Origin of the sequence: Pseudomonas sp. IT-232MI5 (genome assembly GCF_949767845.1) — a bacterium.
Taxonomy (GTDB): Bacteria; Pseudomonadota; Gammaproteobacteria; order Pseudomonadales; family Pseudomonadaceae; genus Aquipseudomonas.
This window is the reverse complement of sequence record NZ_CATKQE010000059.1, coordinates 238,204-263,811: the sequence shown is the minus strand read 5'-3', so window position 1 is coordinate 263,811 and position 25,608 is coordinate 238,204. Positions and strand designations below refer to the sequence as shown.

The following is a 25,608-nucleotide window of genomic DNA, read 5'->3' as shown; positions in this document are numbered from 1 at the left end:
CCTGTGCGGTTTTAGAGCATGCGGGGCTTTTGCATGAATATCGCTCATGTTGGTACGAGCGTCATAATGTAGAATCGCGGCGTTTTTTTAACAATCGGGATCAGCAGCATGTCTTACCGCGTCATTGGTTTAGTGTTGCTGTTTCTCAGCTGGGGCGCCGTGGCGCAAGAGCCAGCGACTGCACCGGCCATTTCTCCTTCGATTTCTTACGTCCGCGACATCCAGCCAATCTTCACCGAGAAGTGCGTAGCCTGTCATGCGTGCTACGACTCCGCTTGCCAGTTGAATCTGGGCAGCGGCGAAGGCGCGGCCCGTGGTGCGAGCAAAATGCCGGTCTATGACGGCGAGCGCACTGTCGCGGCGCCGACCACCCGACTGTATTACGACGCCTTCGGCAAGCACGCCTGGCAGCAGAAAGATTTCTATTCGGTGCTCGACGCCCAAGGCAGCCAGGCTGCACTGATGGCGCGCATGCTCGAACTCGGGCACAAGACGCCGCTGACACCGAACGCCAAACTCCCGCAAGAGATCGTGCTGGGCCTGAACCGCCAGAATATGTGCGCGCTGCCCGCCGAGTTTGAAGGTTACGCCGGCGCTCACCCGAAAGAAGGCATGCCGCTGGCGGTGACCGGGTTGACCGATCAGCAATATCAGACGTTGCAGCGTTGGCTGGCATCCGGAGCGCCGATTGACGAACAAGGCCTGGCGCCGAGCGCGAAAGAGGCGCTGCAAATCGTCCAGTGGGAAAACCTGCTCAACATGCCGGGGGCACGGCAAAGTCTGGTCGGCCGCTGGTTGTACGAGCACTGGTACCTCGCGCACATTTATTTCAAGGACGGCGAGCCGGGGCATTACTTCCAGTGGGTGCGTTCGCGCACGCCGAGCGGTCAGCCGATCGACCTGATCGCCACCCGTCGTCCCAACGACGATCCGGGTACTCAGGTGTATTACCGCTTGTGGCCGGTGCAGGGCGTGATTGTGCATAAAACCCACATCACCTATCCGCTGAGCGCGGCGAAGATGGCGCGGGTGAAAAGCCTGTTCTACAGCGGCAACTGGCAGGTCAATGCCTTGCCCGGTTACGGCCCGCAGAGCCGTGCCAATCCATTCGCGACGTTCGAAGCGATTCCGGCCCAGGCGCGATATCAATTTATGCTCGATAACGCCGAATACTTCGTCCGCACCTTTATTCGCGGGCCGGTGTGCCGGGGACAGATCGCGACCGACGTGATCCGCGACAACTTCTGGGCGCTGTTCCAGGCGCCGGAACACGACCTCTATATCACCGACCCGAACTATCGCGGCCAGGCCACGCCGTTGTTGGCCATGCCCGGGCAGAACGACGATGTCGGCAGCGTTTTGAGCTTGTGGCACAACTACCGCAACAAACGTAATGAGTACGAAGCGCTGCGCCGCGACAGCTACGCCGATCTGCCCGCGCCGAGCTGGTCGACCCTGTGGGCCGGTAACGACAACGCGCTGCTGAGCATTTTCCGCCACTTCGACAGCGCTTCGGTGACCAAAGGCCTGATTGGCGAGGTGCCGCAGACAATGTGGCTGTTCGACTATCCCTTGCTCGAGCGCACCTATTACCAGTTGGCAGTCAACTTCGACGTGTTCGGCAACGTTTCGCATCAGGCGCAAACCCGTCTGTATTTCGACCTGATCCGTAATGGCGCCGAGCAGAACTTCCTGCGCCTGATGCCCGCCGATTCCCGCGAGGATTACCTCGACGATTGGTACCAGAGCAGCGGCCAGTTCAAGATGTGGCTCGATTATGAGGCGATCGATGACGACAAGCCGACGGCGCTGAAGCTCGATGAAAAGGATCCGAAATACGACTTCGCCATGCAATTGCTGGCGCGTTACGGCGACCTCAACGCGCGGCCCGATCCGATCAACCGTTGCGACGGCGCTTACTGCTCACGGCCGAATATTGACCCGGCGCTGCAAAATGCCGAGCAGGCGCTGAGTCGCCTGACGTCGCGCCCGGCGGCCGGCTTGAAGGTGATCGACCAGTTGCCGGAAGCGACCATGCTGCGCATAGAAACGGCCAACGGCAAGCGCGAGGTCTACAGCCTGCTGCGCAACCGTGCGCACAGCAACGTGGCGTTCCTGCTTGGTGAGTCGCTGCGCTATCAGCCTGGGCTGGACACGATCACGATTTATCCGGGCGTGCTCAGCAGTTATCCGAACTTCATGTTCAACATTCCTGCCGACCAAGTGGCGGAATTTGTCGATGCCATGGAAAACGCCAAAGATGCCAACCGCTTCGAGAAAATCGTCGAACGTTGGGGGATTCGGCGCAGTCATCCGCAATTCTGGTTCTATTTCCACGATTTGAGTCAGTACATCCACGAAACCGATCCGGTGGAAGAGGGTGTGCTGGACATGAACCGCTACGAGAATCTTTGATCGTTTGAGAGCGTCCTGCTGTCCCAACTTCAAGCAACACCGCAAAACCCTGTAGGAGCTGTCGAGTGAAACGAGGCTGCGATCTTTTGATCTTTCAAAATCAAGATCGAAAGATCGCAGCGTGCCGCAGCTCCTACAGGGATTGAGGTGAATTTGAGGGTGTGATCGGGAGCAGGTGATGTTGATTTCAGTGCAAGCCCTGCGTGCGCTGGCCGCGTGGACGGTGGTCTGCCATCACTTCATGCAGATTTTCTTCGACTTCAAGGCACGCGGACCGATCGGGCAACTGTTCATCGATAAAGGAGCGGTGGGCGTCGATATTTTCTTTGTCATCAGCGGCCTGGTGATTTTCCTCTCGACCGAAAACAAACCGCTGCCGCCGGCGCGGTTTCTCTTGTACCGGCTGTTTCGCATCGTCCCGGCGTATTGGCTCTACACGCTGCTGATGGCGCTGCTGGTGGTGTTTGCCCAGCCCATATTGCCGGATCAAACGGTGGACTGGGGCCATCTGCTGTTGTCGTTGCTGTTCATTCCTACCGAGAACCCCGGCGGTTACGGCATCTACCCGACGCTCAATGTCGGCTGGACGTTGAATTACGAAATCCTTTTCTACGTGCTGTTTGCCTGGGCGCTGTTGTTTCGCTTGCAGGTGCGTCTGTTGGTGGTCGCGGCGCTGTTGTTCGCCGTGTGTCAGACCTGGACCGGGTTTGGCTGGATCAGCGAGTTCTATCGTTCGGACATCGTCTATGAATTCCTGCTGGGGATTGGCATCGGCATGCTTTATCGCCGGGGCTGGATCGGTGCGGGACTGTGGCTGCCGCTGGCGGCAATCTTGGCGGTATTGCTGACGATCTATCAGTTGCCGCCGGCGCCGAGGTTGCTGAACTGGGGTGTGCCGAGCGCCGTGCTGGTGATGGCGTGTATCTCACTTGAGCGTTATGTCGAGCGCAGTCGGGTACTCAAACTGCTCGGTGATTGCTCGTATTCGGTGTACCTGATGCACGTTCTGGTACTGTCGGCAGGCGGTTTTCTGGCCCGGCGCTACGGCGTCAACCCGTATTTGATGTTTGTCGTCTGCGCGCTGGCCATCGGTGTCGGCTCCTGGTTGAGCTACGAGTGGGTGGAAAAACGCAGCTATCGCTGGCTCAAGGCGCGAATAGACGAAGAGCCTGACGAGAATCTTTCCCGACAAAAATACTAGGACTTTGTCCGGCGCAACGATTGGCGTAAACTGCGCCCAAGCCTGCGAGGAGTTTCCATGACCGCTATTACCATTACCGACGCCGCCCACGATTACCTGGCTGATCTGCTCTCCAAGCAGAACACCCCGGGCATCGGCATCCGCGTCTTCATCACCCAGCCTGGCACCCAGTACGCCGAAACCTGCATTGCCTACTGCAAGCCGGGCGAAGAAAAACCTGAAGACACCGCGCTGGGGCTGAAAAGCTTCACCGCGTATATCGATCACTTCAGCGAAGCGTTTCTCGATGACGCCGTGGTCGACTACGCCACCGACCGCATGGGCGGTCAACTGACCATCAAGGCGCCAAACGCCAAAGTACCGATGGTCAACGCTGACAGCCCGGTCAACGAGCGCATCAATTACTACCTGCAAACCGAAATCAACCCGGGGCTTGCCAGCCACGGCGGTCAGGTCAGCCTGATCGATGTGGTTGAAGACGGCATCGCCGTTCTGCAGTTCGGTGGCGGTTGCCAGGGCTGCGGCCAGGCGGACGTGACCTTGAAGGAAGGCATCGAGCGCACCTTGCTCGAGCGCATCCCGGAGCTCAAGGGCGTTCGCGACGTGACCGACCACACGCAGAAAGAAAACGCCTACTACTAAGGTGTTCGCTGCGGACATGAAAAACGGCGCCCCGTGAGCGCCGTTTTTTTATGGGTGACATTCAGGAATGCATTCGCGAGCAGGCTTCATGGGCGATAGAGGTGAGCATGCCCGGCGCGATACAACGATGACTCGCTAAAAACCTCACTGCCCAACACGCGTCCCACCAGAATCAACGCCGTACGCCGAAACCCTTTGGCCTCAACCTTCCCGGCAATATCCGCCAGCGTCCCCACCACCCAATCCTGATCCGGCCACGTCGCCCGGTGGATCACCGCAATCGGGCAGTCTGCGCCGTAATGAGGCAACAGCTCCGCCAGAATCTTCTGCAGATGGTTGACCCCCAGATGAATCGCCATGGTTGCGCCGTGCTGCGCCAGGCTGCCCAATTCCTCACCGGCCGGCATGGCGGTTTTATCGGCGTAGCGGGTCAGAATCACGCTCTGCGACACGTCCGGCAGTGTCAGTTCCGCGCCAAGCAACGCCGCACACGCAGCGGTCGCGGTCACCCCGGGAATGATCTCAAACGGAATATCCAGCTCACGCAGATAACGAATCTGCTCACCAATCGCGCCATACAGACTCGGATCGCCGGAATGCACCCGCGCCACATCCTGGCCGTTGGCATGCGCGGTTTTGATCAGTTCGATGATCTGTTCGAGGTGCAGCTCAGCGCTGTTGACCACCGTCTCGGCTTGATGGCCGTCGAGCACCGCTGCCGGCACCAACGAACCTGCATAGATAATCACCGGGCAACTGCGGATCAGCCGCTGGCCTTTGACGGTGATCAATTCCGGGTCGCCGGGGCCGGCGCCGATGAAGTAGACAGTCATCGTTAAATCCTTGGAAAAGAGGTGCAACAACGCTTCAGATGAAGATTGCTCATGATCAATGGCGGGGATTATCGGGATTTTACGCCGCGCCGGCCAATGCCAACGTGGCCTGGGCGTATTTCTGCCGGGAAATCAGCAGTTTTGCCGGTGCCTGAATCAACTGTTCGGCGAGGGCCAGTGCCGCACTTTCGGCGACGCCGTAGCAACCGGTGCGTTCGAAGGCGATTTGCGAATGGTGACTGAGTCGTTGCTGATAAGTGGCCAATTCCTCGCTGCTGAAGTACAGCAAGGGCAGGGCCAGTTGCGCGGCAAGTTCTTGCAGCCCTGGCTCGTCGCGCTTCAAGTCGATGCTGGCCAACGCCTTGACCGCTTGCAGCTCGATTCGGTGTGCCTGTAAGGCTTGGTCAAGCAATGCGCGCAGCGTGCTGGCCGGGCAGCCGCGCTGGCAGCCCAGGCCGATCACGAAGGTCGGCACTGCGCTGTCATCGGTCATACGTGGTATTGACCATCGCTTTTGCGGCGGAACAACCAGGCGCTGATCAGGCCCAGGGCCAGCCAGAACACTACGTTGGTTAGCTGCGAAGCGATTTTGAACTGGGCTTCCAGTGCTTCCGGCGCGAGCATCGAATGCACTTGCGGCTGCGGCGCGCCGATCACGTGCGGCACGGCGAGGATGGCCACACCAAGGATCTTCATCAGCCAGTGGCGGCTGAACACGATCAGCGACAGGCCGACAGCGGTCGAAGCGGCCGTGCCGATCCACCACATTTGTCGTGAGGCCAGATCAGCGGCAGCGGTGCCCGGCAACTCGGGCGGCAGGCCCAGGGTTGGCGCGAGGACGAAGGTCGCGTAACCGGCCAGACCCCAGAGCAGGCCTTGCGAGGTTTTGGTCGGCGCGCGCAGGGTGTAGAGGCCCGCGAGCATCAGGGCGAAACCGACAGCCACCACCAGATTGCCGCCTGTGGTCGATACCACGCGCTGCCAGCCGTCTTCCGGCTCCCAGGCTTCTGCATCGTGGGTGTGGCCGGCCATGGCGCCTTCGGCGTGTTCATGAACAGCCACCGGCTCGGCTTTCTCGTAGGTTTCAGCCTGAATAATCAGCGGTGAAACCCAGAAGCTTTGCAGCAGAGTGAGGAGCAGGGCGGCCAGCAGGCCGGTGAAACCTGCGGTTTGCGCAATACGCTTGATCATGTCGGCAGGTCTCAGTGGCACGGGAACGCGGCGCTGTGACGGGTATCGTGAGCGGCGTTGTGCACCGCCTCGATGTGCGAGAAACCGGCGAAGTAGACCAGGCTGGCGCCGAGGATCGACGCGAAGATCGCAGCGCTCAGGCGTTGGCTCAGGGTGGTGGTGCTGACGATTTTGTCCGTGTTGCTGCCGGTGCTGCTGATGATCGACATGGCGCTTCCCTCTGGAGTGTCAGTGGGTGAATCGAGCGCATGAAAACCCCTGCGGGTCGGGCTCGCAGAGGTTCGAACAGCGCCCGCCCACCGCGGGTTTGTTATGTTCAGCGACGCACAAAATGCGGGCTGTGTGTTGCGGGCCGGTCTCCGGGCTCACGAGGGGTTGGCGTCAGGCCGACCTGCAAGCGCCACCTTCCCATGCCTTGCTGACACAGTGGTTTTGACGCTTCGCTCGCTTACCGTTGCGGGGGCAGCACCGGACTGACATGGGCTTGAGTAAAGCACATGATTCACCGGTTTCCCGTTTCACCCTGTGAAGGGCACCCGTAACAAGTTGTGTAGGAGAGCATGGGGGTGGGGTTTTGGTCAATTTTTTGGGGTGGATCCGTTGCTGCGGGTGTTGCTGATTAGGGTTCCGCCCTTACGGCGGGTCACTTTTTCCAGACGCCGAAAAAGTAACCAAAAAGGCTTGCTCCTACGTGCGGCCCGCTCGCTGGGGCTCGGGGTTCCTTCGCTCCGGGATCGATCCGGGCGCAGCGTCTCCGGTTTGCTTCGCTGCACCTACTCCCGCTGTGTTTGGCTGCGCCAAACGGTCGCTGCGCTCCCACGCCCGGATCAATCCCTCCACTCAGCCTTCCGACGTCGCCGGTGGATCAAGATCAAGATCAAAAGCAGGCGAGCTGACACTCGGCCTATTGAGTGGTTAGGAGCACAGCGTGGTCGGCTTTCGATTTGTGGTGGATTCGCCCCTCACCCCAGCCCTCTCCCTAAGGAGAGGGAGCCGATTTTTGGGCTTCTCAAAATCTGAGTTCAACGCGGTATCGCACGTCGGCGTACCTCCCCCAAACGCCTCGATCAGTCCAATCTCCCGAGGTAGAGGAAGCCGATTTATGTGCTTTTCAAAGCCTGAGTTCAACGCGATATCTCACGTCGGCGTACCTCCCCAAAACGCTTCGATCAGTCCAATCTCCCGAGGTAGAGGAAGCCGATTTATGTGCTTTTCAAAGCCTGAGTTCTACGCGATATCTCACGTCGGCGTAACCCTACCAAACCACTCGGTCAGTCCCCTCTCCCTTTGGGAGAGGGCTAGGGTGAGGGGCTCTTGATCTGGCTTTGCCTTTGGCTTTGGCTTTTGATCTTTTGCCCCTTCGGCAGGCCGAGCAGAGGTGTTCATCCGGGGGTAGGCGCGCAGCGCCGTTCGACGAAGTCGAACACATCGAGAGGAGGTGCAGCGAAGCAAACCGTAGGCGATGCCCCCGGATGGACACCGTAGCGAGGGAACACTGAGCCTCAGCGAAGTGCCGTACGCCGGGGCAAAGCCTTTTGCTTACTTTTCGGCGTCTGGAAAAGTGAGTCGCTGTAAGAGCGAAACCGCCAGCGGCAGCACCCGCAGCAACGGATATGCCCCCAAAACCAAATCTCAACGCCCATTGACCCACCCTTAGACGATGCGTAGCCTTGCGCCTTCGAGGTTCTTCGGCCCACGCCGAAGCTAAGAAGGGAACGCGGTCAATGCCGCGGCTGCCCCCGCAACTGTGAACGGTGATGTTCGCTGCCACGCCACTGCCAGCTCAACTGATGAGCCCGCGGGAAGGCGCAGCAAACGCCAGGCCCAGCGCCTGAACGCCGTCAGCCAGGAGACCTGCCTCGTCACAGATTCTCAATTCAACCGGGCGGGGTGATCCGGTGGCGAACTCTCCGGGCACGCACGCGCGTTGCCGGTTCTCGTCCCGTATGCCCGCCGCTTGCCAAAGGGCATACCGATGAAAACACTGGCCAAACTCCCCGTCACCATCGTCACCGGCTTCCTCGGTTCGGGCAAAACCACGCTGCTGCGGCACATGCTCGACAACGCTCAGGGCCGTCGTATCGCGGTGATCGTCAACGAGTTTGGCGAGTTGGGCATTGACGGTGAAATCCTCAAGCAATGCACCATCGGTTGCACCGAAGAAGAAGCCACCGGCCGCGTTTACGAGCTGGCCAACGGCTGCCTGTGCTGCACCGTTCAGGAAGAATTCTTCCCGGTGATGCGTGAACTGGTTGCCCGTCGTGGCGACCTCGACCACATCCTCATCGAAACCTCGGGCCTGGCCCTGCCGAAACCGTTGGTACAAGCTTTCCAGTGGCCGGAAATCCGCAGCGCCTGCACCGTTGACGCGGTGATCACTGTGGTCGACAGCCCGGCCGTCGCTGCCGGCACCTTCGCTGCGTTCCCGGATCAGGTCGATGCCCAGCGCAAACTCGATCCGAACCTCGATCACGAATCGCCGCTGCACGAACTGTTCGCCGACCAACTGGCCAGCGCCGACCTCGTCATCCTCAACAAGGCCGACCAGACCAGCCCGGAAGATCTGGCTCGCGTTCGCGCTGAAGTCGCCGAAGAGCTACCACCGGCGGTGAAAATCATCGAAGCCAGCAACGGCCGTCTGCCGCTGGACGTGCTGATCGGCCTCGGCGCCGGATCCGAAGAACACATCGACAGCCGCCACAGCCATCACGATCACCACCACGGTGAAGGCGATGACGACCACGATGATCACGATCACGACGCCTTCGATTCGATCTCCATCGAACTGCCGCAAGCCGATGAAAGCCTGCTGCTCGACGCACTGACACAACTGGTGGTCAAGCACGGCATCCTCCGGGTCAAAGGTTTCGCCGCCATTCCGAACAAGCCGATGCGCCTGCTGATCCAGGGTGTGGGTACGCGTTTCGACAAACATTTCGACCGTCAGTGGGGCGCCGATGAAGCGCGCGTGACGCGTCTGGTGTTGATCGGCCAGGAGCTCGACGCCGCCCAACTCGAAGCGCAACTGCGCGCCGCGCTCAGCGTTTAAACCATGCACCTGCTCAGGACCCAGCCCGGCGGTTTCGTCTCGGATGACAACATTGCCGACCTTGGCCAAACCCCCGCCGAGCTGGTGATCCTGTGCAGCGGCGACTCCAGCCTGGCGCTGCTCGCCGAGGCCGCGCAGCAGTTGCCCGAGGATTACCCGAGCCTGCGCCTGGCCAATCCGATGCAGGTGCAGAATCACGCCTCGGTCGATCTGTATGTCGATGAAGTGCTGCGTCACGCCAAGGTGATTCTGATTTCGTTGCACGGTGGCATTGCTTATTGGCGTTATGGCGTTGAGCGTCTGGTTGAGTTGTCCGAGCGTGGCGTGCAGTTGATTCTGGTGCCGGGCGATGACCGTCCCGATCCGGAGCTCAGCGACTTGAGCACTGTCAACGCCGAAGATCGCGACCGGCTCTGGCAGTTTTTGCGTCAGGGCGGCTTGGGCAATGCGCTGGACTTCTTCCGCTGTCTGGCCAGCCGTTGGCTCGCCCGCGATTACCCTTGGGAAGAACCGCAGACCCTGCCGCGCACGGCGATTTACCACCCCAATAAAACCTCCGCCGCACTGAGTGACTGGCAAGCCGAATGGTTGCCCGAAAACCCGGTTGCGGCGGTGCTGTTTTACCGCTCGCATCTGCAGGCGGCGAACACTGCTTTTATCGATGTTTTCTGCCAGCGTATGCAGGCGGCGGGGCTTAATCCGCTGCCGATCGCGGTGGCCAGTCTGAAAGAACCCGGCTGCCTGACGGTGGTCGAGGATTGGCTGGATGAAGTCGAGACTGGGGTGATTTTGAACACCACTGGCTTCGCCCAATCCAGCCCTGAAGCGCCGCACTTGCGGCCGTTTCGCCGCAATATTCCGGTGATCCAGGCGATCTGCGCACAGGACAACGAGCCTGGCTGGCGCGCCAGCGAGCAAGGCCTGGGGCCGCGGGATCTGGCCATGCACATTGCCTTGCCGGAACTCGACGGACGCATCATCAGCCGACCGATCAGCTTCAAGGATCTGGCCTGGCGCAGCGAGCGCAGTCAGTCCGACGTGGTCTGCTATCGCGCGCAACCCGAGCGCATGGATTTTGTCGCTGAACTGGCGCGGCGCTGGATCGATCTGGCGCGGGTGCCGAATGGCGAAAAACGCATCGCGCTGATTCTCGCCAACTACCCAACCCGTGATGGACGCATCGGCAACGGCGTCGGCCTCGACACGCCGGCAGCGGCACTGAACATCCTGCGTGCGTTGCAGGCTGAGGGCTATCCGGTCACCGCAGAATTGCCGGGCAGCGGCACCGAGTTGATCCAGCAGTTGCTCGGTGGCGTCAGCAACGATCTCGACACCATTGATCTGCGCCCCTGCCAACAAAGCCTGGCGATGGACGCTTACCTGACGATGTTCAACGCCTTGCCCGAAACCAATCGTGCGGCGGTGGTTGAACGCTGGGGCGCGCCGCAAAACGATCCGATGTGCCGCGACGGGCGCATGATGATCGCCGGCATTCGCTTCGGCCTGACCTTCGTCGGCATTCAACCGGCGCGTGGTTATCAGGTCGATCCGAGTGCGGTCTATCACGACCCGGATCTGGTGCCACCGCACGGCTATCTGGCGTTCTATTTCTGGCTGCGCAACACCTACGGTGCACACGGCGTGATTCACGTTGGCAAACACGGCAACCTCGAATGGCTGCCGGGCAAGGGTGTTGGTCTTTCGGAGAATTGCTGGCCGGATGCGTTGCTCGGGCCGCTGCCGAACATTTATCCGTTTATTGTCAACGACCCGGGTGAGGGCGCCCAGGCCAAGCGCCGCACGCAAGCGGTGATCATCGATCACCTGATGCCGCCGCTGACCCGCGCCGAAACCTACGGGCCGCTGCGCAATCTGGAACTGCTGGCTGACGAGTATTACGAAGCACAACTGCTCGATCCGCGCCGCGCTCGCGAGTTGCAGCGCGACATTCTGCAATTGGTTCGCGAGACGCAGATCGACCGCGAGCTGCAACTCGACGCCGGGATGGACAGCGACGCCGACGCGGCAATCTGGCTACCGCGTCTTGATACCTATTTGTGTGATTTGAAGGAATCGCAGATTCGCGATGGCTTGCACATTTTTGGCGAGTCACCGAGCGGGCGATTGCGCATTGATACGTTGCTGGCGCTGCTGCGCATTCCACGCGGAGACGGCAAGGGCGCGCAGTCGAGTCTGCTGCGCGCGTTGGCCAAAGCCTTTGAACTCGGTTTCGATCCGCTCGATTGCGCGCTAGCCGATCCATGGACCGGCCCGCGCCCCGCAGAGCTGCAATCGCAAAGCGATGAAGTCTGGCGCAGCGCCGGCGACACCCGCGAACGCCTCGAACTGTTTGCCACGCAACTGATTTCCCAGACGCTGCAATCCCCTTGTAGGAGTGAGCCTGCTCGCGATAGCGGAGTGTCATTCGATACGGATTTGCCTGACACACCGCCATCGCGAGCAGGCTCACTCCTACAAGGACCGCGTTGGGCTGAAGTCAGTGCAATAGTCGAGAATCTGCGCGAAGTCGTCGCCCCACGCCTCGATGCCTGCGGCCCTGCCGAAATGCGCGGCCTGCTCGACGCCCTCAGCGGTCGTTTCGTCCCTGCTGGCCCGAGTGGCGCACCCAGCCGTGGCCGCCTCGACGTGCTGCCCACCGGTCGTAACTTCTACTCGGTCGACGTACGCAACCTGCCCACCACCACCGCGTGGCGCATCGGATTCCAGTCGGCGACGTTGATTCTCGAACGCCATCTCCAGGACCACGGCGATCACCTGCGCCAGCTCGGTTTATCGGTCTGGGGCACGGCAACCATGCGCACCGGTGGCGACGACATCGCCCAGGCCATGGCGTTGATGGGCGTGCGTCCGGTGTGGGCCACTGGCAGTCAGCGCGTTGACGATTTCGAAATTCTGCCGCTGAGTCTGCTCGACCGCCCGCGCGTCGATGTCACGTTGCGGGTTTCCGGATTTTTCCGCGATGCGTTCGCTAACCTGATTCGCCTGTTCGATGCGGCGGTGCAGGCGGTAGCGGCACTGGACGAGCCGGACGATCTCAACCCATTGGCCGCCAAAGTACGGGCCGAGCGCGAGGCACTGTTGCAGTCGGGCGTCGATGCGGACACCGCACGGCGTCAGGCCGGTTGGCGGATCTTCGGCGCCAAACCCGGTGCCTACGGCGCAGGCGTGCAGGGCGCGATCGATGGCCGTTTGTGGCAGAGCCGCGACGATCTGGCCGAGGTTTATCTGAACTGGGGCGCTTACGCCTATGGCGGTGCCGACGAAGGTACGGCCGCCCGCGAGCAGTTCGTCCAGCGCCTGAGTCAGGTCCAGGCGGTGCTGCAAAATCAGGACAACCGCGAGCACGACCTGCTTGATTCCAATGATTACTACCAGTTCCAGGGCGGCATGCTTGCTGCCGTGGAGACCCTGCGCGGCGAAGCGGCGGCGAGTTATCACGGCGATCACAGTCAACCGGATCTGCCGAAGATTCGCACCTTGAAAGAAGAACTGAACCGGGTGATTCGCTCACGGGCGGCCAATCCGAAATGGATCGACGGGGTCAAGCGTCATGGCTATAAAGGCGCGTTCGAGATGGCGGCGACGGTGGATAATCTGTTCGCGTTCGATGCCACGACACAGTTGATCGATGATCATCAGTACGCTTTGCTGGCCGATGCCTATTTGCTCGACCCGGCGACTCGGGAGTTTGTTCGCGAGCATAATCCGCATGCGCTGAGGGACATGACCGAGCGCATGTTGGAGGCTCAACAGCGGGGGATGTGGCAGGAGCCGGGGGCTTATAAGGAAGCACTGGAAAATCTGCTGCTGGATATTGAGGAAGATATGTAGCGTCCTCAGGAAAGTCACCCCCTCACCCCAGCCCTCTCCCCCAAGGGGGCGAGGGGGAAAGGGAGCCGATTTGTGTGCTGTTCAGAATCGAAGTCGACTCGATAATCCAGGTCGGCGTAACTCGAAAGAGCACCGCAATCAGTTCCCTCTCCCCCAGGGGAACATGGGGGGAAGGGGGAAAGGGAGCCGATTTTTGTTGGCTTGGAGTCTGAGTTCAACTCGATAAATCAGGTCGGCGTACCTTGAAAGAACACCTCGGTCAGTTCCCTCTCCCTCCGGGAGAGGGCTAGGGTGAGGGCCACCCCGACTGACACCCCACAATGCCAAGTACATCCACGACCACGACAGAGAAAACCCAAATGACCGACACCCCGCATTTCCCGCTCTCCGCCGTGGTCGGTGCCGATGACTTGAAACTCGCCCTGTGCCTCACCGCCATCGACCCGAAAATCGGCGGCGTGCTGATCGAAGGCCCGCGCGGCATGGCCAAATCCACCCTGGCCCGAGGCTTGGCGGATCTGCTCGCCAGCGGTCAATTTGTCACCTTGCCGCTGGGTGCGACTGAAGGACGCCTGGTCGGCACCCTCGACCTCGACGCCGCCCTCAGCGAGGGGCGAGCGCAGTTTTCGCCGGGCGTACTGGCCAAGGCTGACGGCGGCGTGCTCTACGTCGATGAAGTCAATCTGCTGCCGGATCATCTGGTGGATCTGCTGCTCGACGTTGCCGCCAGCGGCACCAACCTGATCGAACGCGACGGCATCTCCCATCGGCATTCGGCGAAGTTCGTGCTGATCGGCACGATGAACCCGGAAGAGGGCGAGTTGCGTCCGCAACTGCTTGACCGCTTCGGCCTGAACGTTGCCCTCAGTGGCCACACGGCGCCGACCGAGCGCGGGCAGATCATCCGCCGGCGTCTGGATTTCGACAGCGACCCGCAAGCGTTCTGCACGCAGTGGGAAGCTGAGCAACAAGCCCTGCGTGTGCGTTGCGAAAATGCTCGCGCTGCCTTGGCCAATATTGCGCTGGACGATGCCGCACTGGCGCAGATCACCGAGCGTTGCTTTGCTGCCGGCGTCGATGGACTGCGTGCCGACCTGGTCTGGTTACGCGCCGCTCGTGCTCACGCGGCATGGCGCGGGGCTGCGGTGATTGGCGAGGAAGACATCGACGCCGTGGCCGAGTTTGCCCTGCGCCATCGGCGCCGTGAGCAAGCGCCATCGAGTCCGCAACAACCGGCTCAGGCGCCGGCCGAGACTCAGGCATCACCGAGCGAAGGGCAGGGCCAGTGGGGTGACATGCCGGCGCCGGCGCTCGCCACCGGCGCCCGCCGCGAAGTGCCGAGCTGGCCAAAAAAGCCTTAGGCATTCGTCCCCGATCCGATGCGGGGGCGAATGCCAGACCCCGCGCCGGACGGCTGGACAACGGACGTCAGGGCAAGCGCCATACGGCCCGCAGCGGTACGGTGAACTGGCCGGGCACGTTGCTCCAGGGGCGTCCTCGGGTTCGTGAAGATCTGCTGTTTCAACTGCGCACACGCTCGCCGCATGAGCTGTGGCTGGTGATCGTCGATGCCTCCGCCTCGACGCGGCGTCATCAGGCCTTGAGCGATGCCAAAGGCCTGCTCGCGCAACTGTTCGATGACGCCTATCGCCAACGGGCGCGCCTGGCCTTGTTGACGGCCAGCGGCTCGGCGCCGAAATGGCAGGTGCAAGGGTTGAAGGCCTCCAGCGGTTTGCATAGCTGGCTGGAGGCGTTGGGCGCTGGCGGCGGCACACCGTTGCTGGCGGCGCTGGGGCAGGCGGAGCAATGGCTGGCGGTGCGGCGCAAGCGTTTTCCCGCCGAGCAGCAACGCCTGCTGGTGGTGACCGATGGGCGTTTAAAAAAGTGGTCGGGACTAGCGGCGCTGGCGTGTCCGGGGTTGTTGATCGATATCGAGCGTGGGCCGATCCGGTTGGGGCGGGCGCGGGATCTGGCCGAGTCGTTGGGGTCTGAGTATCGACATATCGATGAACTGATTTCCCTCTGATATTTTCCGTGTCTGGTCGGGCCCCATCGCGAGCAGGCTCACTCCTACATTTGGAATGCGTTCGAATATGGCAGCGAGCCTGCTCGCGAAGGCATCGACTCGGTACCCGATCAGGAACACCAAAACCCGCATCACTGCTCTATGCTGCACCCAGCCCAATCACAAGGAGTGAGCGATGCGCGTTCTGGTCAAAAACCCTCAAGACGACTTCCGCGTCAAAGCCTACGCCGGCACCAACGGCGTGCTGCTGGCCATGGATCTGGCCGAACCCCGGCGCAAAGGCCTGCTGGGATTTGCCATCGAAAAGCAGCAGGGCGCCAAACCCTGGTTGTTCCTGTTCAACAGCCTGACCTTCCCGAATAAGGCTCACACCTTTCCCCAGTTCCACGCGACACCAAGCGATACCGCGCCGCTGCAGAAATTTCGCTGGGCGGATTACGCGGTCAATCCGGGCATGACCCTCCACTATCGCGTGCATCTGGCCTACGGCACGGCCGATGCCGTGCAGTTGGGCGAGTCGCTGGAGCTGACGATCACTTCCGATGACGGCCAGCCGAGCAACCAAAGCGTGAATTTCAATCGAGCCGTTGCTGCCAGTCAGGCGTTCCAGCGCAAGTTTCCCGATCTCGACGCGCAGATCAGCGCCAATAAAAACATGCCCATCGAAGCCTGGCCCGATGCGGCCCGTCAGTGGCTGGAAAACGGTTTGCTCGGGCGCTTGCTGGGTTTTATCGAGCGTGCCGTCGATGACCAATGGGCGCTGGACATTGCCATCTACGAATATCAATTGCAGGCGATCGTCGTAGCGGTGAACGCGGCGTTCGCGCGGGGCGTGAAGGTGCGGGTGCTCTACCACGCCCGGCCGGACGATGAAGACACCACAATCAACGAAGCGAGTCTGGCGGCACTGCCTGCGGCGAGCAAACGCGGGCGAGTGACCCATAACATCTTTCACAACAAATTCATGGTCCTCAGTCGCGTCGGTGTCAGTGGTGAGCATCACCCTGAAGCGGTTCTGTGTGGCAGCACTAATTTCACCGCCAACGGGGTCTACCGGCAGGCCAACGTGGTGCATGTGCTGGACGATGAATCGATCGCCGCGAGTTATCAGCAGACGTTCGAGCAGATCTGGGTGCAGCCGGACGACGTCGGTGCAACCCGTGACTGGATCACCGAACACAATCCGATGAATCCGCAGCAGCCGTTATTTACCGGGTTTTCACCGCGTACCGGCGGGGCTGACCTGCAGGCGTTCGAGAACATCATCAGCGCGGCAAAAAAGGACGTGCTGTTCGTCACCGCGTTTTCGCTGCCGGACGCGATCCTTAATGCCTTGCTTGGACAGCCCCACGACGACATTTTGCGTTATGGCCTGCAAAACACCGCCAGCCGCATCACCGGGTTTCACGCCGACCGCAGCGCCGAATTCGCCGCCACCGCTTTGCTCAATACCGGCCTGGAAGGCTGGCTGCGCGAGAACATGAAAGGTCAGAAAGGCAATCTGCTGGTGCACACCAAAGCGGTGGTCACCGATTTCACCAGCGACTCGCCGACGATCATCAGCGGCAGCCACAACCTCAGTGCTTCGGCCAGCAATGGCAACGATGAAAATTACCTGATCATTCGCGGCGATACCGATCTGGCGGATCGTTACGGGCTGGAACTGCTGCGATTTTACGAGCATTACCGGTTTCGCTATTTCGCGAAGAAGCTGGCGTTGAAGCAGGTGAGTCCGTTGGCCGTGGATGATCGCTGGACCAACGATTACTACGTCGAGGGGGATTTGCGGCAGTTGTCGCGATTGCGTTTTGCCGGACGCTGACACCGTACTGTAGGAGCTGCCGAAGGCTGCGATCTTTTGATCTTGTTTTTAAGAATCAAAATCAAAAGATCGCAGCCTGCGGCAGCTCCTACAGAGGTATTCGGGGCGGATTACAGATTTTGAAATGATTTGCCGCTGTAGGAAATGTTCCCAAAGCCTGTACGCTCCAAGGCCACTTTTCATTCAGGATCTACATGAACACCCTCTCGGAGCCTCCCAGTTTCAGCTTCCCCTCGCGCCATGGCGCGGTCTTGACGCACTCGCAGCATCCAGTTTTCCGACACCCGACTATCGTTGCTAACGCGGCCCCAGAGCCTTTGCGTTGCGCTTTGCCGTGTCCGGCAGCCTGAATCAATCGAGAGAGATAGAGACGTTTTATGGAATGGTTAGCGGATCCCACGGCCTGGTTAGGCTTGTTGACTTTGATCGTGCTGGAACTGGTGCTGGGTATCGACAACCTGGTGTTCATCGCAATCCTCGCGGATAAATTGCCGCCGCATCAACGTGATCGTGCACGGATTATCGGCCTGTCGCTGGCGCTGATCATGCGTCTTGGCCTGTTGGCGAGTATTTCCTGGCTGGTCACCCTCACGCAGCCGTTGTTCGAGGTGTTCGACAAGAGCTTCTCCGGCCGCGACCTGATCATGCTGTTCGGTGGTGTGTTCCTGCTGTTCAAGGCCACCATGGAATTGCACGAGCGCCTTGAAGGCCACATCGGTGAGCGCACGACCAACGCCGCTTATGCCTTGTTCTGGCCGATCGTCGCGCAGATTGTGGTGCTCGATGCAGTGTTCTCCCTCGATGCGGTGATCACCGCCGTGGGCATGGTCGATGAACTGGCGGTGATGATGATCGCGGTGATCATCTCGATTGGCTTGATGATTGTCGCCAGCAAGCCGCTGACGCGCTTCGTCAACGCGCACCCGACGGTGATCATGCTGTGTCTGGGCTTCCTGATGATGATCGGTTTCGCCCTGACCGCCGAAGGTCTGGGCTTCCACATTCCGAAAGGTTATCTGTACGCCGCCATCGGTTTCTCGATTCTGATCGAGGTGTTCAACCAGATCGCCCGGGCACGCCGCAAGCGCTCGATGCAGGGTTTACGGCCGATACGCGAGCGCACGGCTCACGCGGTCATGCGTTTGCTAGGCGGGCGCAAACTGGCGGTGGAAGAGGTCGGCGAGGAACTCTCCGACCTGCTCGACGACGGTGACGCGCCAAGTACCGAACTGTTCGATCGTCGTGAACGGGTGATGATCAGCGGTGTGCTGCAACTGGCCGAGCGGCCGATTCGCGGGCTGATGACCGTGCGCGCCGATGTCGACACGATTGATCTGGCCGATGACCGCGAGGCGATTCGAACCCGCTTGATGCACTCGTCCTATTCGCGTCTGCCGTTGATTCGCAACGGTGCGGTGGATGAGCCGTTGGGCTTCGTGCACAAGAAGGAACTGCTCAAGGAATACCTGGCCGGCACCGAGCCGAACCTGGAACACCTGGCGCGCAAGACCATCAATTTGCTCGACAGTTACTCGATCCTCAACGCACTGGAGCAGATGCGCGCTGCGTCGACGCACATTGCCTTCGTGGTCAACGAGTTTGGCGACTTTGTCGGCGTATTGACCATGACCGACATTCTCGAATCGATTGCCGGTGAGTTGCCCGATGCCAGCGAAATCGAAGGCCCTGACGTGGTCGAGGAGCAGGGTGGGTTTATGGTCAGCGGTGCGTTGAACCTGGCGCGGGTGCGCCAACGCACCGGGTTTGGCGCCAAGCCGACCGAGGACTATCAGACCATGGCCGGGTTGGTGATGAGCCTTCTTGATCGTCTCCCGGTCATTGGTGATCGTCTGGAACTTGAAGGCTGGCACATGACGGTCAAAGCGGTGGAAGAGCGGCGGGTGACGCGGGTGCTTTTGGAGCGCGCGCCAGCGTAATCCTTGAGTTCTCTACGAAACGTGCCGGCCACTTCGCGAGCAAGCTCGCTCCCACATTGGAATGCGTTTCAAATGTGGGAGTGAGCCTGCTCGCGAATGCTTGGGTTGATCCATTGTTCATCCTGACGTACCACTGCCTTGCTGTTCCTTGGGCGTTTTTACTTCCGGCTTCCGACGTCACTGCTCGAATGAGTGCGCTTCAAACAAGAGAACAGGAAGCTGGATTTATCCCCTGACACCGAACAGGGATCTCCACTACACCACGATTCGCTCAAGGGTGTTTTTCGGTTCTCTAGTCTCCAGACTCAGTAGCACCAGACTGCCAAATTGCGCGGCGGCGACGCTGTTTGCTCCGTCTGTCTGGAGTCTGACTGTGGCGCCGGTCGTGCCGGCTGGCGCGAGGATCCAGTCGGTTCGCACTTGCCAGTTTGGATCGTCTGTCAGCGCCAACTCAAGTTCGTCGCCAGCAGGATGTAGCGTCAATATCACGCGAGCCGTGGAGCCGGATGCAGTCTTGATTCTGGCGGACAGCGCATATTCTTCGGCTTCAGATTGGAAAATGACGTCCTGACTGATGTATCCGGGTGAAGTGATCTTGCAGTCATCCTCGTTGAATTTCACCTGATCTGGATGGCTCACTGACCAGTCTTTCTCGCCTTCGTAGAACTCGCCATTCCTGATCAAATTCGTCATGTCCTTATCCCTCCCTGCGACTTTTTGGTTAACCCGGCTTCGGAACCTTCAGCCTGTTCAGCACTGACTCCGCAGGTGCGCACGTGCAACGGTGCACAGAGTACGAAGTGTCTGACGCAGCCAGGGCAGATCATGCGTTTTTTTACGGACGGCAACGGGCGCTTTGGTCTTGCCGATGTGCTCGGCGAAATCCCGTGCGAGGGTTTCTTCCGTGCCGATGCCTTTGAGTTTTTTCACCAGCCTGCCGTTCTTGTAGAACAGTACGGTGGGCGTACCGGTTACCAGCGGATGACGGGCAGTTTCGCTGGTATTGAGCATGTAGATATTGGCGCGATGCCGGTATGGCTCGGCCGTCTGGCGAAAAATCGGCCCGGCCCACTCGCAGGCGGGGCAATGTTCGTTGGCGAAATACAGAATCACCGGGCGCCAGGTTTTCAGCGTTTTTCGATAGGTGGCCGGCAAGGCTGCGAAAGGGGTTGTCGAGTCCATTGGAAACTCCCTTTTCGGAATGCAGTGGCTCACGGAAAAAGCGAGCCGTCACGAGATGAAAGCTCGCTTTCAAGAGTACTGGCTCAGAGCAACTTGGATAGCGTTAAATCGCTGAAATAAGAGCCAAGTTCATGAAACGTACCGTCATTGGACTCTACCTTCACCGTGAATTTGAGTGTCGCAAGAGGTGCTTCGAACTCTTTGAACTTGATCGTCCAGTTTTGACCTCCTGAAACGTCAAGTTCAACCGGGTTGCCTGTCGGATGTGGTTGCACAGTGACGCGGCCAGCATAGCCAGGCAGTGTTTTCATTCTTGCCGAGATCATGAATTTGCCACCGCCCTCGCTGCCCAGGAGAATGTCCTGACTGATGGAGTCAGGAGTCGCGATTATGCAGTGACCATTTACGTAACTGACGTTATTCGGGGTTGTTGCTGTCCAGTGATCGCCCTGATTCGCAAAATCACCATTTTTAATCAGATTGGCCATTTCAAAAGTCCTTATTGAGATTTTAAGTTCGGTTCCTGACCCGTTCGGTCCGGACCAGTAGGCCTATCAATTCACCGGTCAACAACTGTCAACTCTGACAGGTCGAGCCGGAAATCCGATGAGCGGTCACTCGCGCTCAAGCCATTTTCCAAGTCCGATTCAATGCTTTATCTGTGCATCAATCGGTCGCGCACATGCCCTTGGATGTGACGTTACTTCCCAATCGGTTGCCCTCAGTAGCGAAGTTCAAACCTCTATTGGCAATGGTCGCGCGCAGATCCGCGGGCTAACTTGTTGAACCGATTAATGTTTCCGAAGACCTGGGTTTTATTGCCAAAGCTATGGCACACTTTCTGCTGTCTATTCCGTAGTAACAAACCATGTTCCGGTATAGCGGAATAAACACCATTCTGGAGTGCTTGCCATGCATCGCCGTCCTTCGTTGTTCAAAGCGTGTGTTTTTGTTCTTGCGGCTTCGTCCGCTGTCATGGGTATGGCCCAGGCAGCTGACAGCAAACTCGACAGTGTTCTGGCCCGTGGCAAATTGATCGTGGGCACCGGCAGCACCAATGCGCCGTGGCACTTTCAGGGCGCGGACGGCAAGTTGCAGGGCTTTGATATCGACATCGCGCGGATCGTCGCCAAAGGTCTGTTCAATGATCCGAGCAAAGTCGAGTTCGTGGTGCAGTCGTCCGATGCGCGGATTCCCAATCTGCTCACCGACAAGGTCGACATGAGCTGCCAGTTCATCACCGTTACCGCCAGCCGCGCGCAACAAGTGGCGTTCACCCTGCCGTACTACCGCGAAGGCGTCGGCCTGTTGCTGCCGAATAACAGCAAGTACAAGGAAATTGAAGACCTGCAGGCCGCCGGCGACAGCGTCACCGTGGCGGTGCTGCAAAACGTCTATGCCGAAGAACTGGTGCATCAGGCATTGCCGAAAGCCAAGGTCGATCAGTACGACAGCGTCGACCTGATGTATCAGGCGGTGAACTCCGGCCGCGCCGATGCCGCCGCCACCGACCAGTCCTCGGTCAAATACCTGATGGTGCAGAACCCTGGCCGCTACCGCAGCCCAAGCTATGCGTGGAGCCCGCAAACCTATGCGTGCGCGGTGAAACGCGGCGATCAGGACTGGCTGAACTTCGTCAACACCGCGCTGCATGAAGCCATGACCGGCGTTGAATTCCCGACTTATGCGGCGTCGTTCAAGCAATGGTTCGGTGTAGATCTGCCTTCGCCAGCAATTGGTTTCCCAGTCGAATTCAAATGATCCCGTGAGAGTGGGGCGATTGAAGTCGCCCCGCTCAAGGTACTGCTGACCATGAACTATCAGTTGAACTTTGCCGCCGTCTGGCGCGATTTCGACACCTTGCTGGCGGGGCTCGGTCTGGGCCTCGAACTGGCGCTGGTGTCGATCGCCATCGGCTGCGTGATCGGCCTGCTGATGGCGTTTGCCTTGCTGTCGAAGCATCGCGCCTTGCGGGTGCTGGCTTCGGTGTACGTCACGGTGGTGCGTAACACGCCGATTCTGGTGTTGATTCTGTTGATCTACTTTGCGCTGCCAAGCCTGGGCATTCGTCTGGACAAGATTCCCTCGTTCATCATCACGCTGTCGTTGTATGCCGGGGCGTACCTGACCGAAGTGTTCCGTGGCGGCTTGCTGAGTATTCCCAAGGGCCAGCGCGAAGCAGGGCTGGCGATAGGGCTCGGCGAGTGGCAGGTCAAGGCCTACGTCACCGTGCCGGTGATGTTGCGCAACGTCTTGCCGGCGCTGTCGAACAACTTCATTTCGCTGTTCAAGGACACCTCGCTGGCTGCCGCGATCGCGGTGCCGGAGCTGACCTATTACGCGCGCAAGATCAACGTCGAGAGCTACCGGGTGATTGAAACCTGGCTGGTGACCACGGCGTTGTATGTCGCGGCCTGTTACCTCATTGCCATGCTGCTGCGCTACCTCGAGCAGCGTCTGGCGATCCGCCGATAGGAGGCTGCGATGTACGAATCGCCCAGTTGGTTACATGAGTTGTGGGTCGCACGCGAGCCACTGTGGCAGGGTTTTTTGACCAGCGTGCAAGTGTCGGCGCTGGCGATTCTGCTCGGCACGATGCTCGGCGTTATTACCGGGTTGGTGCTGACGTACGGCAAGTTCTGGATGCGCGCACCGTTTCGGTTTTACGTCGATCTGATTCGCGGCACGCCGGTGTTTGTGCTGGTACTGGCCTGCTTCTATATGGCGCCGGCACTCGGCTGGCAGATCAGCGCATTTCAGGCCGGGGCCTTGGGGCTGACGCTGTTCTGCGGCTCCCACGTCGCTGAAATCGTGCGGGGTGCGCTGCAAGCCTTGCCGCGCGGGCAGATGGAGGCGAGCAAAGCCATCGGCCTGACATTTTATCAATCCCTCGGTTATGTGCTGTTACCCCAGGCACTGCGGCAGATCCTGCCGACCTGGGTCAACTCGTCCACCGAAATCGTCAAGGCTTCGACCTTGCTCTCGGTGATCGGCGTGGCCGAATTGCTGCTCAGCACGCAACAGATCATCGCCCGGAACTTCATGACCCTGGAGTTTTATCTGTTCGCCGGTTTTCTGTTCTTCGTCATCAACTACGGCATCGAATTACTCGGCCGGCACATTGAAAAGCGGGTGGCCCTGCCATGACTCAAGCTCAAGTTTCTCCACAGAATCAGGCGTTGCTGGACATCCGTGGCCTGCACAAACATTACGGCGCAGTAGAAGTGCTCAAAGGTGTCGATCTGAGCATGCAGCGCGGCAACGTGGTGACGCTGATCGGTTCCAGCGGTTCGGGTAAAACCACGCTGCTGCGTTGCGTGAACATGCTCGAAGAATTCCAGGGCGGACAGATCCTGCTCGACGGCGAATCCATCGGCTATGAAGAGGTCAACGGCAAGCGAGTGCGGCATGCCGAAAAAGTCATCGCCCGCCATCGTGCGATGACCGGCATGGCGTTCCAGCAGTTCAACCTGTTCCCGCATTTGACCGCGTTGCAGAACGTCACCCTGGGCTTGCTCAAGGTGAAGAAAATGCACAAGGACGAAGCCGTCGTCCTCGCGGAAAAGTGGCTGGAGCGCGTCGGCTTGCTGGAGCGGCGCAATCACTTTCCCGGTCAGTTGTCCGGCGGTCAGCAACAGCGCGTGGCGATTGCCCGGGCGATTGCGATGAACCCGAGTTTGATGCTGTTCGACGAAGTCACTTCGGCCCTCGACCCTGAGTTGGTCGGCGAAGTGCTCAACGTGATCAAGGGCCTGGCCGAAGACGGCATGACCATGCTGCTGGTGACCCACGAGATGCGTTTCGCCTTCGAGGTCTCGGACAAAATCGTTTTCATGAATCAGGGGCGGATCGAAGAGCAGGGGCCTCCCAAGGAACTGTTCGAGCGCCCGCAATCGCCGCGTCTGGCTGAGTTTCTCAAGAGCACGCGGTTTTAACTTTCGTTTTGTAATCAGGAGAAGCACCCATGAGCATTACGCGTTACGGCACCGGCAGCACCGCCGCTGGCGGCCAGCCACGTCCCTTCGCTCGCGCCGTTGAAGCGGATGGCTGGCTGCATGTGTCCGGCCAGGTGCCGGCGGTGGATGGCGAGATTATTGTCGGCGGCATCGTCGAGCAGACCCATCAGACCATGAAGAACCTGATCGCGATTCTCGAAGAGGCCGGTTATGGCCTGGAAGATGTCGTGCGTGCCGGGGTGTGGCTGGATGATCCGCGTGATTTCAGCAGTTTCAACAAGGTTTTCGGCGAGTACTTCAAACCTGAACACGCACCGGCGCGGGCCTGTGTGCAGGCGAGCATGATGGTCGATTGCAAGGTCGAGATCGACTGCATCGCGTACAAGAAGAAGGCTTGAAAATTGCTGTGTTGCTTAGGCCGCAACCCCTCACCCTAACCCTCTCCCAAGGGAGAGGGGACTGATCTGTATCGATGTGGATTTTGCGTATGACGCTTACATTTACATCGATACGGCCAGGCTCTCTCTGGGAGAGGGGACTGATCTCCATCGATGCAGATTTTGGCGGCTGACCATGACATGTGCATCGATACAGTCAGGCTCCCTCTCCCTCAGGGAGAGGGCGGGGGGTGAGGGCAGCAATCCAACTGACACAACACCAAGGGCCAGTTACCATCCGGCGACTTTGAATGGGAACCACTGAAATGACCGAAGACACCATCAAACGCCGGGCACGCGGTCTGGACCGGGCGTTCGATATCCTCGATTTCCTCAAGGAGATCGGCCAGCCGCTGCGCCCCAACGACATCGCCAACGGCATCGGCAGCCCGAAATCCACGGTCTACGAACTGGTCGCGTCGCTGCTCGAGCGACGAATTCTGGAGCCGGTGGGCAAGGACGGTCATGTCTATCTGGGCCGGCAGTTGTATTTTCTCGGTCAGGCGCATTTGCGTCATTTCGACCTCAGCCGCGAGGCCGATCACGCCTTGCAGGAGATCGTCAGCCAGACCCATGAAACCGCGCAGATGTGCCTGCTCAACGGCCGTAAATACACAGTGGCGTTGATGAAGGAGGGCGAGCGGCATTTCCGCATTTCCTCCGACATCGGTGAAAACGCCCCCATCCCGTGGACGGCTTCCGGGCGTCTGTTGCTCGCGCACTTGAGCGATCAACAGATCATCGACCTGATCGACGAAGACGACTTCATCCTGCCCGATGGCGAACGTCTGCCGCTGGAGCGTTTTCTCGCGGAAATCCGTCAGGCGGGTATCGATGGATTCTTTTCCTTCGACAGCGTCGCCGACACCTTTACCCACTGCTTCGCCGCGCCGGTCAAAGACTCTCAAGGCGTGGCGATTTGCACCTTGTGCATCGTCGCCCCGCGGGCCGATGCGAAGAACAATTACAACGACTATCGCCGGGTGCTGATCGAGAGCGCCAACAGTCTCGCCCGGCGCATCAACGAATAACCACGGCTGCCTGCGGCCGCGAAAGTGAGGAGTT

The 25,608-nt window shown here is 59.7% G+C and carries 22 protein-coding genes and 2 riboswitches; of the genes, 15 read left to right on the top strand and 7 right to left on the bottom strand.

Features of this window, described 5'->3' with window-relative positions; all coding sequences use genetic code 11:
• The first annotated feature begins 108 nt into the window (after positions 1–108).
• From ACM6JQ_RS26070 to nfuA, 3 genes are all read left to right on the top strand, one after another.
• Complete coding sequence (locus ACM6JQ_RS26070; RefSeq protein WP_414894923.1) at positions 109–2,415, top strand: fatty acid cis/trans isomerase; 2,307 nt, start codon at positions 109–111, stop codon at positions 2,413–2,415.
• 178 nt (positions 2,416–2,593) lie between these two features.
• Complete coding sequence (locus ACM6JQ_RS26065) at positions 2,594–3,616, top strand: acyltransferase family protein (RefSeq protein ID WP_414894922.1); 1,023 nt, start codon at positions 2,594–2,596, stop codon at positions 3,614–3,616.
• A gap of 57 nt (positions 3,617–3,673) precedes the next feature.
• On the top strand, positions 3,674–4,258 hold the full coding sequence (gene nfuA, locus ACM6JQ_RS26060) for a Fe-S biogenesis protein NfuA (RefSeq protein ID WP_007912592.1): 585 nt from the start codon (positions 3,674–3,676) through the stop codon (positions 4,256–4,258).
• An 86-nt stretch (positions 4,259–4,344) separates the two neighbouring features.
• Here nfuA and cobM read toward each other — a convergent pair whose 3' ends face one another.
• The 4 genes from cobM to ACM6JQ_RS26040 all read right to left on the bottom strand — a co-directional run bounded on the left by cobM (position 4,345) and on the right by ACM6JQ_RS26040 (position 6,491).
• Complete coding sequence (gene cobM / locus ACM6JQ_RS26055; RefSeq protein WP_414894921.1) at positions 4,345–5,091, bottom strand: precorrin-4 C(11)-methyltransferase; 747 nt, start codon at positions 5,089–5,091, stop codon at positions 4,345–4,347.
• 79 nt (positions 5,092–5,170) lie between these two features.
• Positions 5,171–5,584 (bottom strand): cobalamin biosynthesis protein, encoded by a 414-nt coding sequence (locus ACM6JQ_RS26050; protein ID WP_007912596.1) that lies wholly within the window; start codon positions 5,582–5,584, stop codon positions 5,171–5,173.
• Complete coding sequence (locus ACM6JQ_RS26045; RefSeq protein ID WP_095113374.1) at positions 5,581–6,282, bottom strand: CbtA family protein; 702 nt, start codon at positions 6,280–6,282, stop codon at positions 5,581–5,583. Before ACM6JQ_RS26045 ends, ACM6JQ_RS26050 begins: the two co-directional genes overlap by 4 nt.
• 11 nt (positions 6,283–6,293) lie before the next feature.
• Positions 6,294–6,491, bottom strand: a complete 198-nt coding sequence (locus tag ACM6JQ_RS26040; RefSeq protein WP_007912603.1) for a CbtB domain-containing protein — start codon at positions 6,489–6,491, stop codon at positions 6,294–6,296.
• Between the two features lie 123 nt (positions 6,492–6,614).
• Positions 6,615–6,837: riboswitch (cobalamin riboswitch) on the bottom strand.
• A gap of 1,109 nt (positions 6,838–7,946) precedes the next feature.
• Positions 7,947–8,159, top strand: a riboswitch (cobalamin riboswitch).
• Positions 8,160–8,257: 98 nt separating this feature from the next.
• On the opposite strand from ACM6JQ_RS26040, the gene cobW reads away from it, so the two are divergent.
• The 6 genes from cobW to ACM6JQ_RS26010 all read left to right on the top strand — a co-directional run bounded on the left by cobW (position 8,258) and on the right by ACM6JQ_RS26010 (position 18,968).
• On the top strand, positions 8,258–9,331 hold the full coding sequence (gene cobW / locus ACM6JQ_RS26035; RefSeq protein WP_034154301.1) for a cobalamin biosynthesis protein CobW: 1,074 nt from the start codon (positions 8,258–8,260) through the stop codon (positions 9,329–9,331).
• Positions 9,332–9,334: 3 nt separating this feature from the next.
• Entirely contained in the window at positions 9,335–13,183 is a 3,849-nt protein-coding gene (gene cobN, locus ACM6JQ_RS26030) for a cobaltochelatase subunit CobN (protein ID WP_414894920.1), read from the top strand.
• A gap of 359 nt (positions 13,184–13,542) precedes the next feature.
• Entirely contained in the window at positions 13,543–14,544 is a 1,002-nt protein-coding gene (locus ACM6JQ_RS26025) for an ATP-binding protein (RefSeq protein WP_414894919.1), read from the top strand.
• A complete protein-coding gene (locus ACM6JQ_RS26020) occupies positions 14,526–15,209 on the top strand; it encodes a vWA domain-containing protein (protein ID WP_414894953.1) in 684 nt (227 codons plus the stop codon). The genes ACM6JQ_RS26025 and ACM6JQ_RS26020 overlap by 19 nt, the downstream gene beginning before the upstream one ends.
• Before the next feature lie 175 nt (positions 15,210–15,384).
• Complete coding sequence (locus tag ACM6JQ_RS26015; protein ID WP_414894918.1) at positions 15,385–17,031, top strand: phospholipase D-like domain-containing protein; 1,647 nt, start codon at positions 15,385–15,387, stop codon at positions 17,029–17,031.
• Between the two features lie 377 nt (positions 17,032–17,408).
• Complete coding sequence (locus ACM6JQ_RS26010; RefSeq protein WP_414894917.1) at positions 17,409–18,968, top strand: TerC family protein; 1,560 nt, start codon at positions 17,409–17,411, stop codon at positions 18,966–18,968.
• A gap of 255 nt (positions 18,969–19,223) precedes the next feature.
• Here ACM6JQ_RS26010 and ACM6JQ_RS26005 read toward each other — a convergent pair whose 3' ends face one another.
• The 3 genes from ACM6JQ_RS26005 to ACM6JQ_RS25995 form a co-directional block, all read right to left on the bottom strand.
• On the bottom strand, positions 19,224–19,661 hold the full coding sequence (locus ACM6JQ_RS26005) for a hypothetical protein (protein ID WP_123375085.1): 438 nt from the start codon (positions 19,659–19,661) through the stop codon (positions 19,224–19,226).
• A gap of 57 nt (positions 19,662–19,718) precedes the next feature.
• The gene (locus tag ACM6JQ_RS26000; protein ID WP_414894916.1) at positions 19,719–20,150 is read right to left on the bottom strand and encodes a thioredoxin family protein; all 432 of its coding nucleotides are present in this window, start codon (positions 20,148–20,150) and stop codon (positions 19,719–19,721) included.
• Between the two features lie 83 nt (positions 20,151–20,233).
• Positions 20,234–20,638, bottom strand: coding sequence for a hypothetical protein (locus ACM6JQ_RS25995; protein ID WP_414894915.1), 405 nt, complete (start codon positions 20,636–20,638; stop codon positions 20,234–20,236).
• 424 nt (positions 20,639–21,062) lie between these two features.
• On the opposite strand from ACM6JQ_RS25995, the gene ACM6JQ_RS25990 reads away from it, so the two are divergent.
• The 6 genes from ACM6JQ_RS25990 to ACM6JQ_RS25965 all read left to right on the top strand — a co-directional run bounded on the left by ACM6JQ_RS25990 (position 21,063) and on the right by ACM6JQ_RS25965 (position 25,574).
• On the top strand, positions 21,063–21,911 hold the full coding sequence (locus tag ACM6JQ_RS25990; RefSeq protein WP_007912334.1) for a transporter substrate-binding domain-containing protein: 849 nt from the start codon (positions 21,063–21,065) through the stop codon (positions 21,909–21,911).
• A gap of 51 nt (positions 21,912–21,962) precedes the next feature.
• Complete coding sequence (locus tag ACM6JQ_RS25985; RefSeq protein WP_003225455.1) at positions 21,963–22,625, top strand: amino acid ABC transporter permease; 663 nt, start codon at positions 21,963–21,965, stop codon at positions 22,623–22,625.
• Between the two features lie 9 nt (positions 22,626–22,634).
• Entirely contained in the window at positions 22,635–23,297 is a 663-nt protein-coding gene (locus ACM6JQ_RS25980) for an amino acid ABC transporter permease (protein WP_007912332.1), read from the top strand.
• Entirely contained in the window at positions 23,294–24,085 is a 792-nt protein-coding gene (locus tag ACM6JQ_RS25975) for an amino acid ABC transporter ATP-binding protein (protein ID WP_414894914.1), read from the top strand. Before ACM6JQ_RS25980 ends, ACM6JQ_RS25975 begins: the two co-directional genes overlap by 4 nt.
• Positions 24,086–24,114: 29 nt before the next feature.
• Positions 24,115–24,504 (top strand): RidA family protein, encoded by a 390-nt coding sequence (locus ACM6JQ_RS25970; protein ID WP_007912330.1) that lies wholly within the window; start codon positions 24,115–24,117, stop codon positions 24,502–24,504.
• Between the two features lie 305 nt (positions 24,505–24,809).
• Positions 24,810–25,574 (top strand): IclR family transcriptional regulator, encoded by a 765-nt coding sequence (locus tag ACM6JQ_RS25965; RefSeq protein WP_414894952.1) that lies wholly within the window; start codon positions 24,810–24,812, stop codon positions 25,572–25,574.
• Positions 25,575–25,608 lie beyond the last annotated feature (34 nt).

What these genes read in the sequence shown, in the direction of transcription:
- ACM6JQ_RS26005 (WP_123375085.1), bottom strand. Translation starts at nt 19,661, where the DNA reads ATGACGAATTTGATCAGGAATGGCGAGTTCTACGAAGGCGAGAAAGAC.
- ACM6JQ_RS26000 (WP_414894916.1), bottom strand. Translation starts at nt 20,150, where the DNA reads ATGGACTCGACAACCCCTTTCGCAGCCTTGCCGGCCACCTATCGAAAA.
- ACM6JQ_RS25975 (WP_414894914.1), top strand. Translation starts at nt 23,294, where the DNA reads ATGACTCAAGCTCAAGTTTCTCCACAGAATCAGGCGTTGCTGGACATC.
- ACM6JQ_RS25980 (WP_007912332.1), top strand. Translation starts at nt 22,635, where the DNA reads ATGTACGAATCGCCCAGTTGGTTACATGAGTTGTGGGTCGCACGCGAG.
- ACM6JQ_RS26040 (WP_007912603.1), bottom strand. Translation starts at nt 6,491, where the DNA reads ATGTCGATCATCAGCAGCACCGGCAGCAACACGGACAAAATCGTCAGC.
- ACM6JQ_RS26010 (WP_414894917.1), top strand. Translation starts at nt 17,409, where the DNA reads ATGGAATGGTTAGCGGATCCCACGGCCTGGTTAGGCTTGTTGACTTTG.
- ACM6JQ_RS26050 (WP_007912596.1), bottom strand. Translation starts at nt 5,584, where the DNA reads ATGACCGATGACAGCGCAGTGCCGACCTTCGTGATCGGCCTGGGCTGC.
- ACM6JQ_RS25995 (WP_414894915.1), bottom strand. Translation starts at nt 20,638, where the DNA reads ATGGCCAATCTGATTAAAAATGGTGATTTTGCGAATCAGGGCGATCAC.
- ACM6JQ_RS26015 (WP_414894918.1), top strand. Translation starts at nt 15,385, where the DNA reads ATGCGCGTTCTGGTCAAAAACCCTCAAGACGACTTCCGCGTCAAAGCC.
- ACM6JQ_RS25990 (WP_007912334.1), top strand. Translation starts at nt 21,063, where the DNA reads ATGCATCGCCGTCCTTCGTTGTTCAAAGCGTGTGTTTTTGTTCTTGCG.
- ACM6JQ_RS25985 (WP_003225455.1), top strand. Translation starts at nt 21,963, where the DNA reads ATGAACTATCAGTTGAACTTTGCCGCCGTCTGGCGCGATTTCGACACC.
- cobW (WP_034154301.1), top strand. Translation starts at nt 8,258, where the DNA reads ATGAAAACACTGGCCAAACTCCCCGTCACCATCGTCACCGGCTTCCTC.
- nfuA (WP_007912592.1), top strand. Translation starts at nt 3,674, where the DNA reads ATGACCGCTATTACCATTACCGACGCCGCCCACGATTACCTGGCTGAT.
- cobM (WP_414894921.1), bottom strand. Translation starts at nt 5,091, where the DNA reads ATGACTGTCTACTTCATCGGCGCCGGCCCCGGCGACCCGGAATTGATC.
- ACM6JQ_RS26070 (WP_414894923.1), top strand. Translation starts at nt 109, where the DNA reads ATGTCTTACCGCGTCATTGGTTTAGTGTTGCTGTTTCTCAGCTGGGGC.
- ACM6JQ_RS26025 (WP_414894919.1), top strand. Translation starts at nt 13,543, where the DNA reads ATGACCGACACCCCGCATTTCCCGCTCTCCGCCGTGGTCGGTGCCGAT.
- ACM6JQ_RS25965 (WP_414894952.1), top strand. Translation starts at nt 24,810, where the DNA reads ATGACCGAAGACACCATCAAACGCCGGGCACGCGGTCTGGACCGGGCG.
- ACM6JQ_RS25970 (WP_007912330.1), top strand. Translation starts at nt 24,115, where the DNA reads ATGAGCATTACGCGTTACGGCACCGGCAGCACCGCCGCTGGCGGCCAG.
- ACM6JQ_RS26065 (WP_414894922.1), top strand. Translation starts at nt 2,594, where the DNA reads ATGTTGATTTCAGTGCAAGCCCTGCGTGCGCTGGCCGCGTGGACGGTG.
- ACM6JQ_RS26045 (WP_095113374.1), bottom strand. Translation starts at nt 6,282, where the DNA reads ATGATCAAGCGTATTGCGCAAACCGCAGGTTTCACCGGCCTGCTGGCC.
- cobN (WP_414894920.1), top strand. Translation starts at nt 9,335, where the DNA reads ATGCACCTGCTCAGGACCCAGCCCGGCGGTTTCGTCTCGGATGACAAC.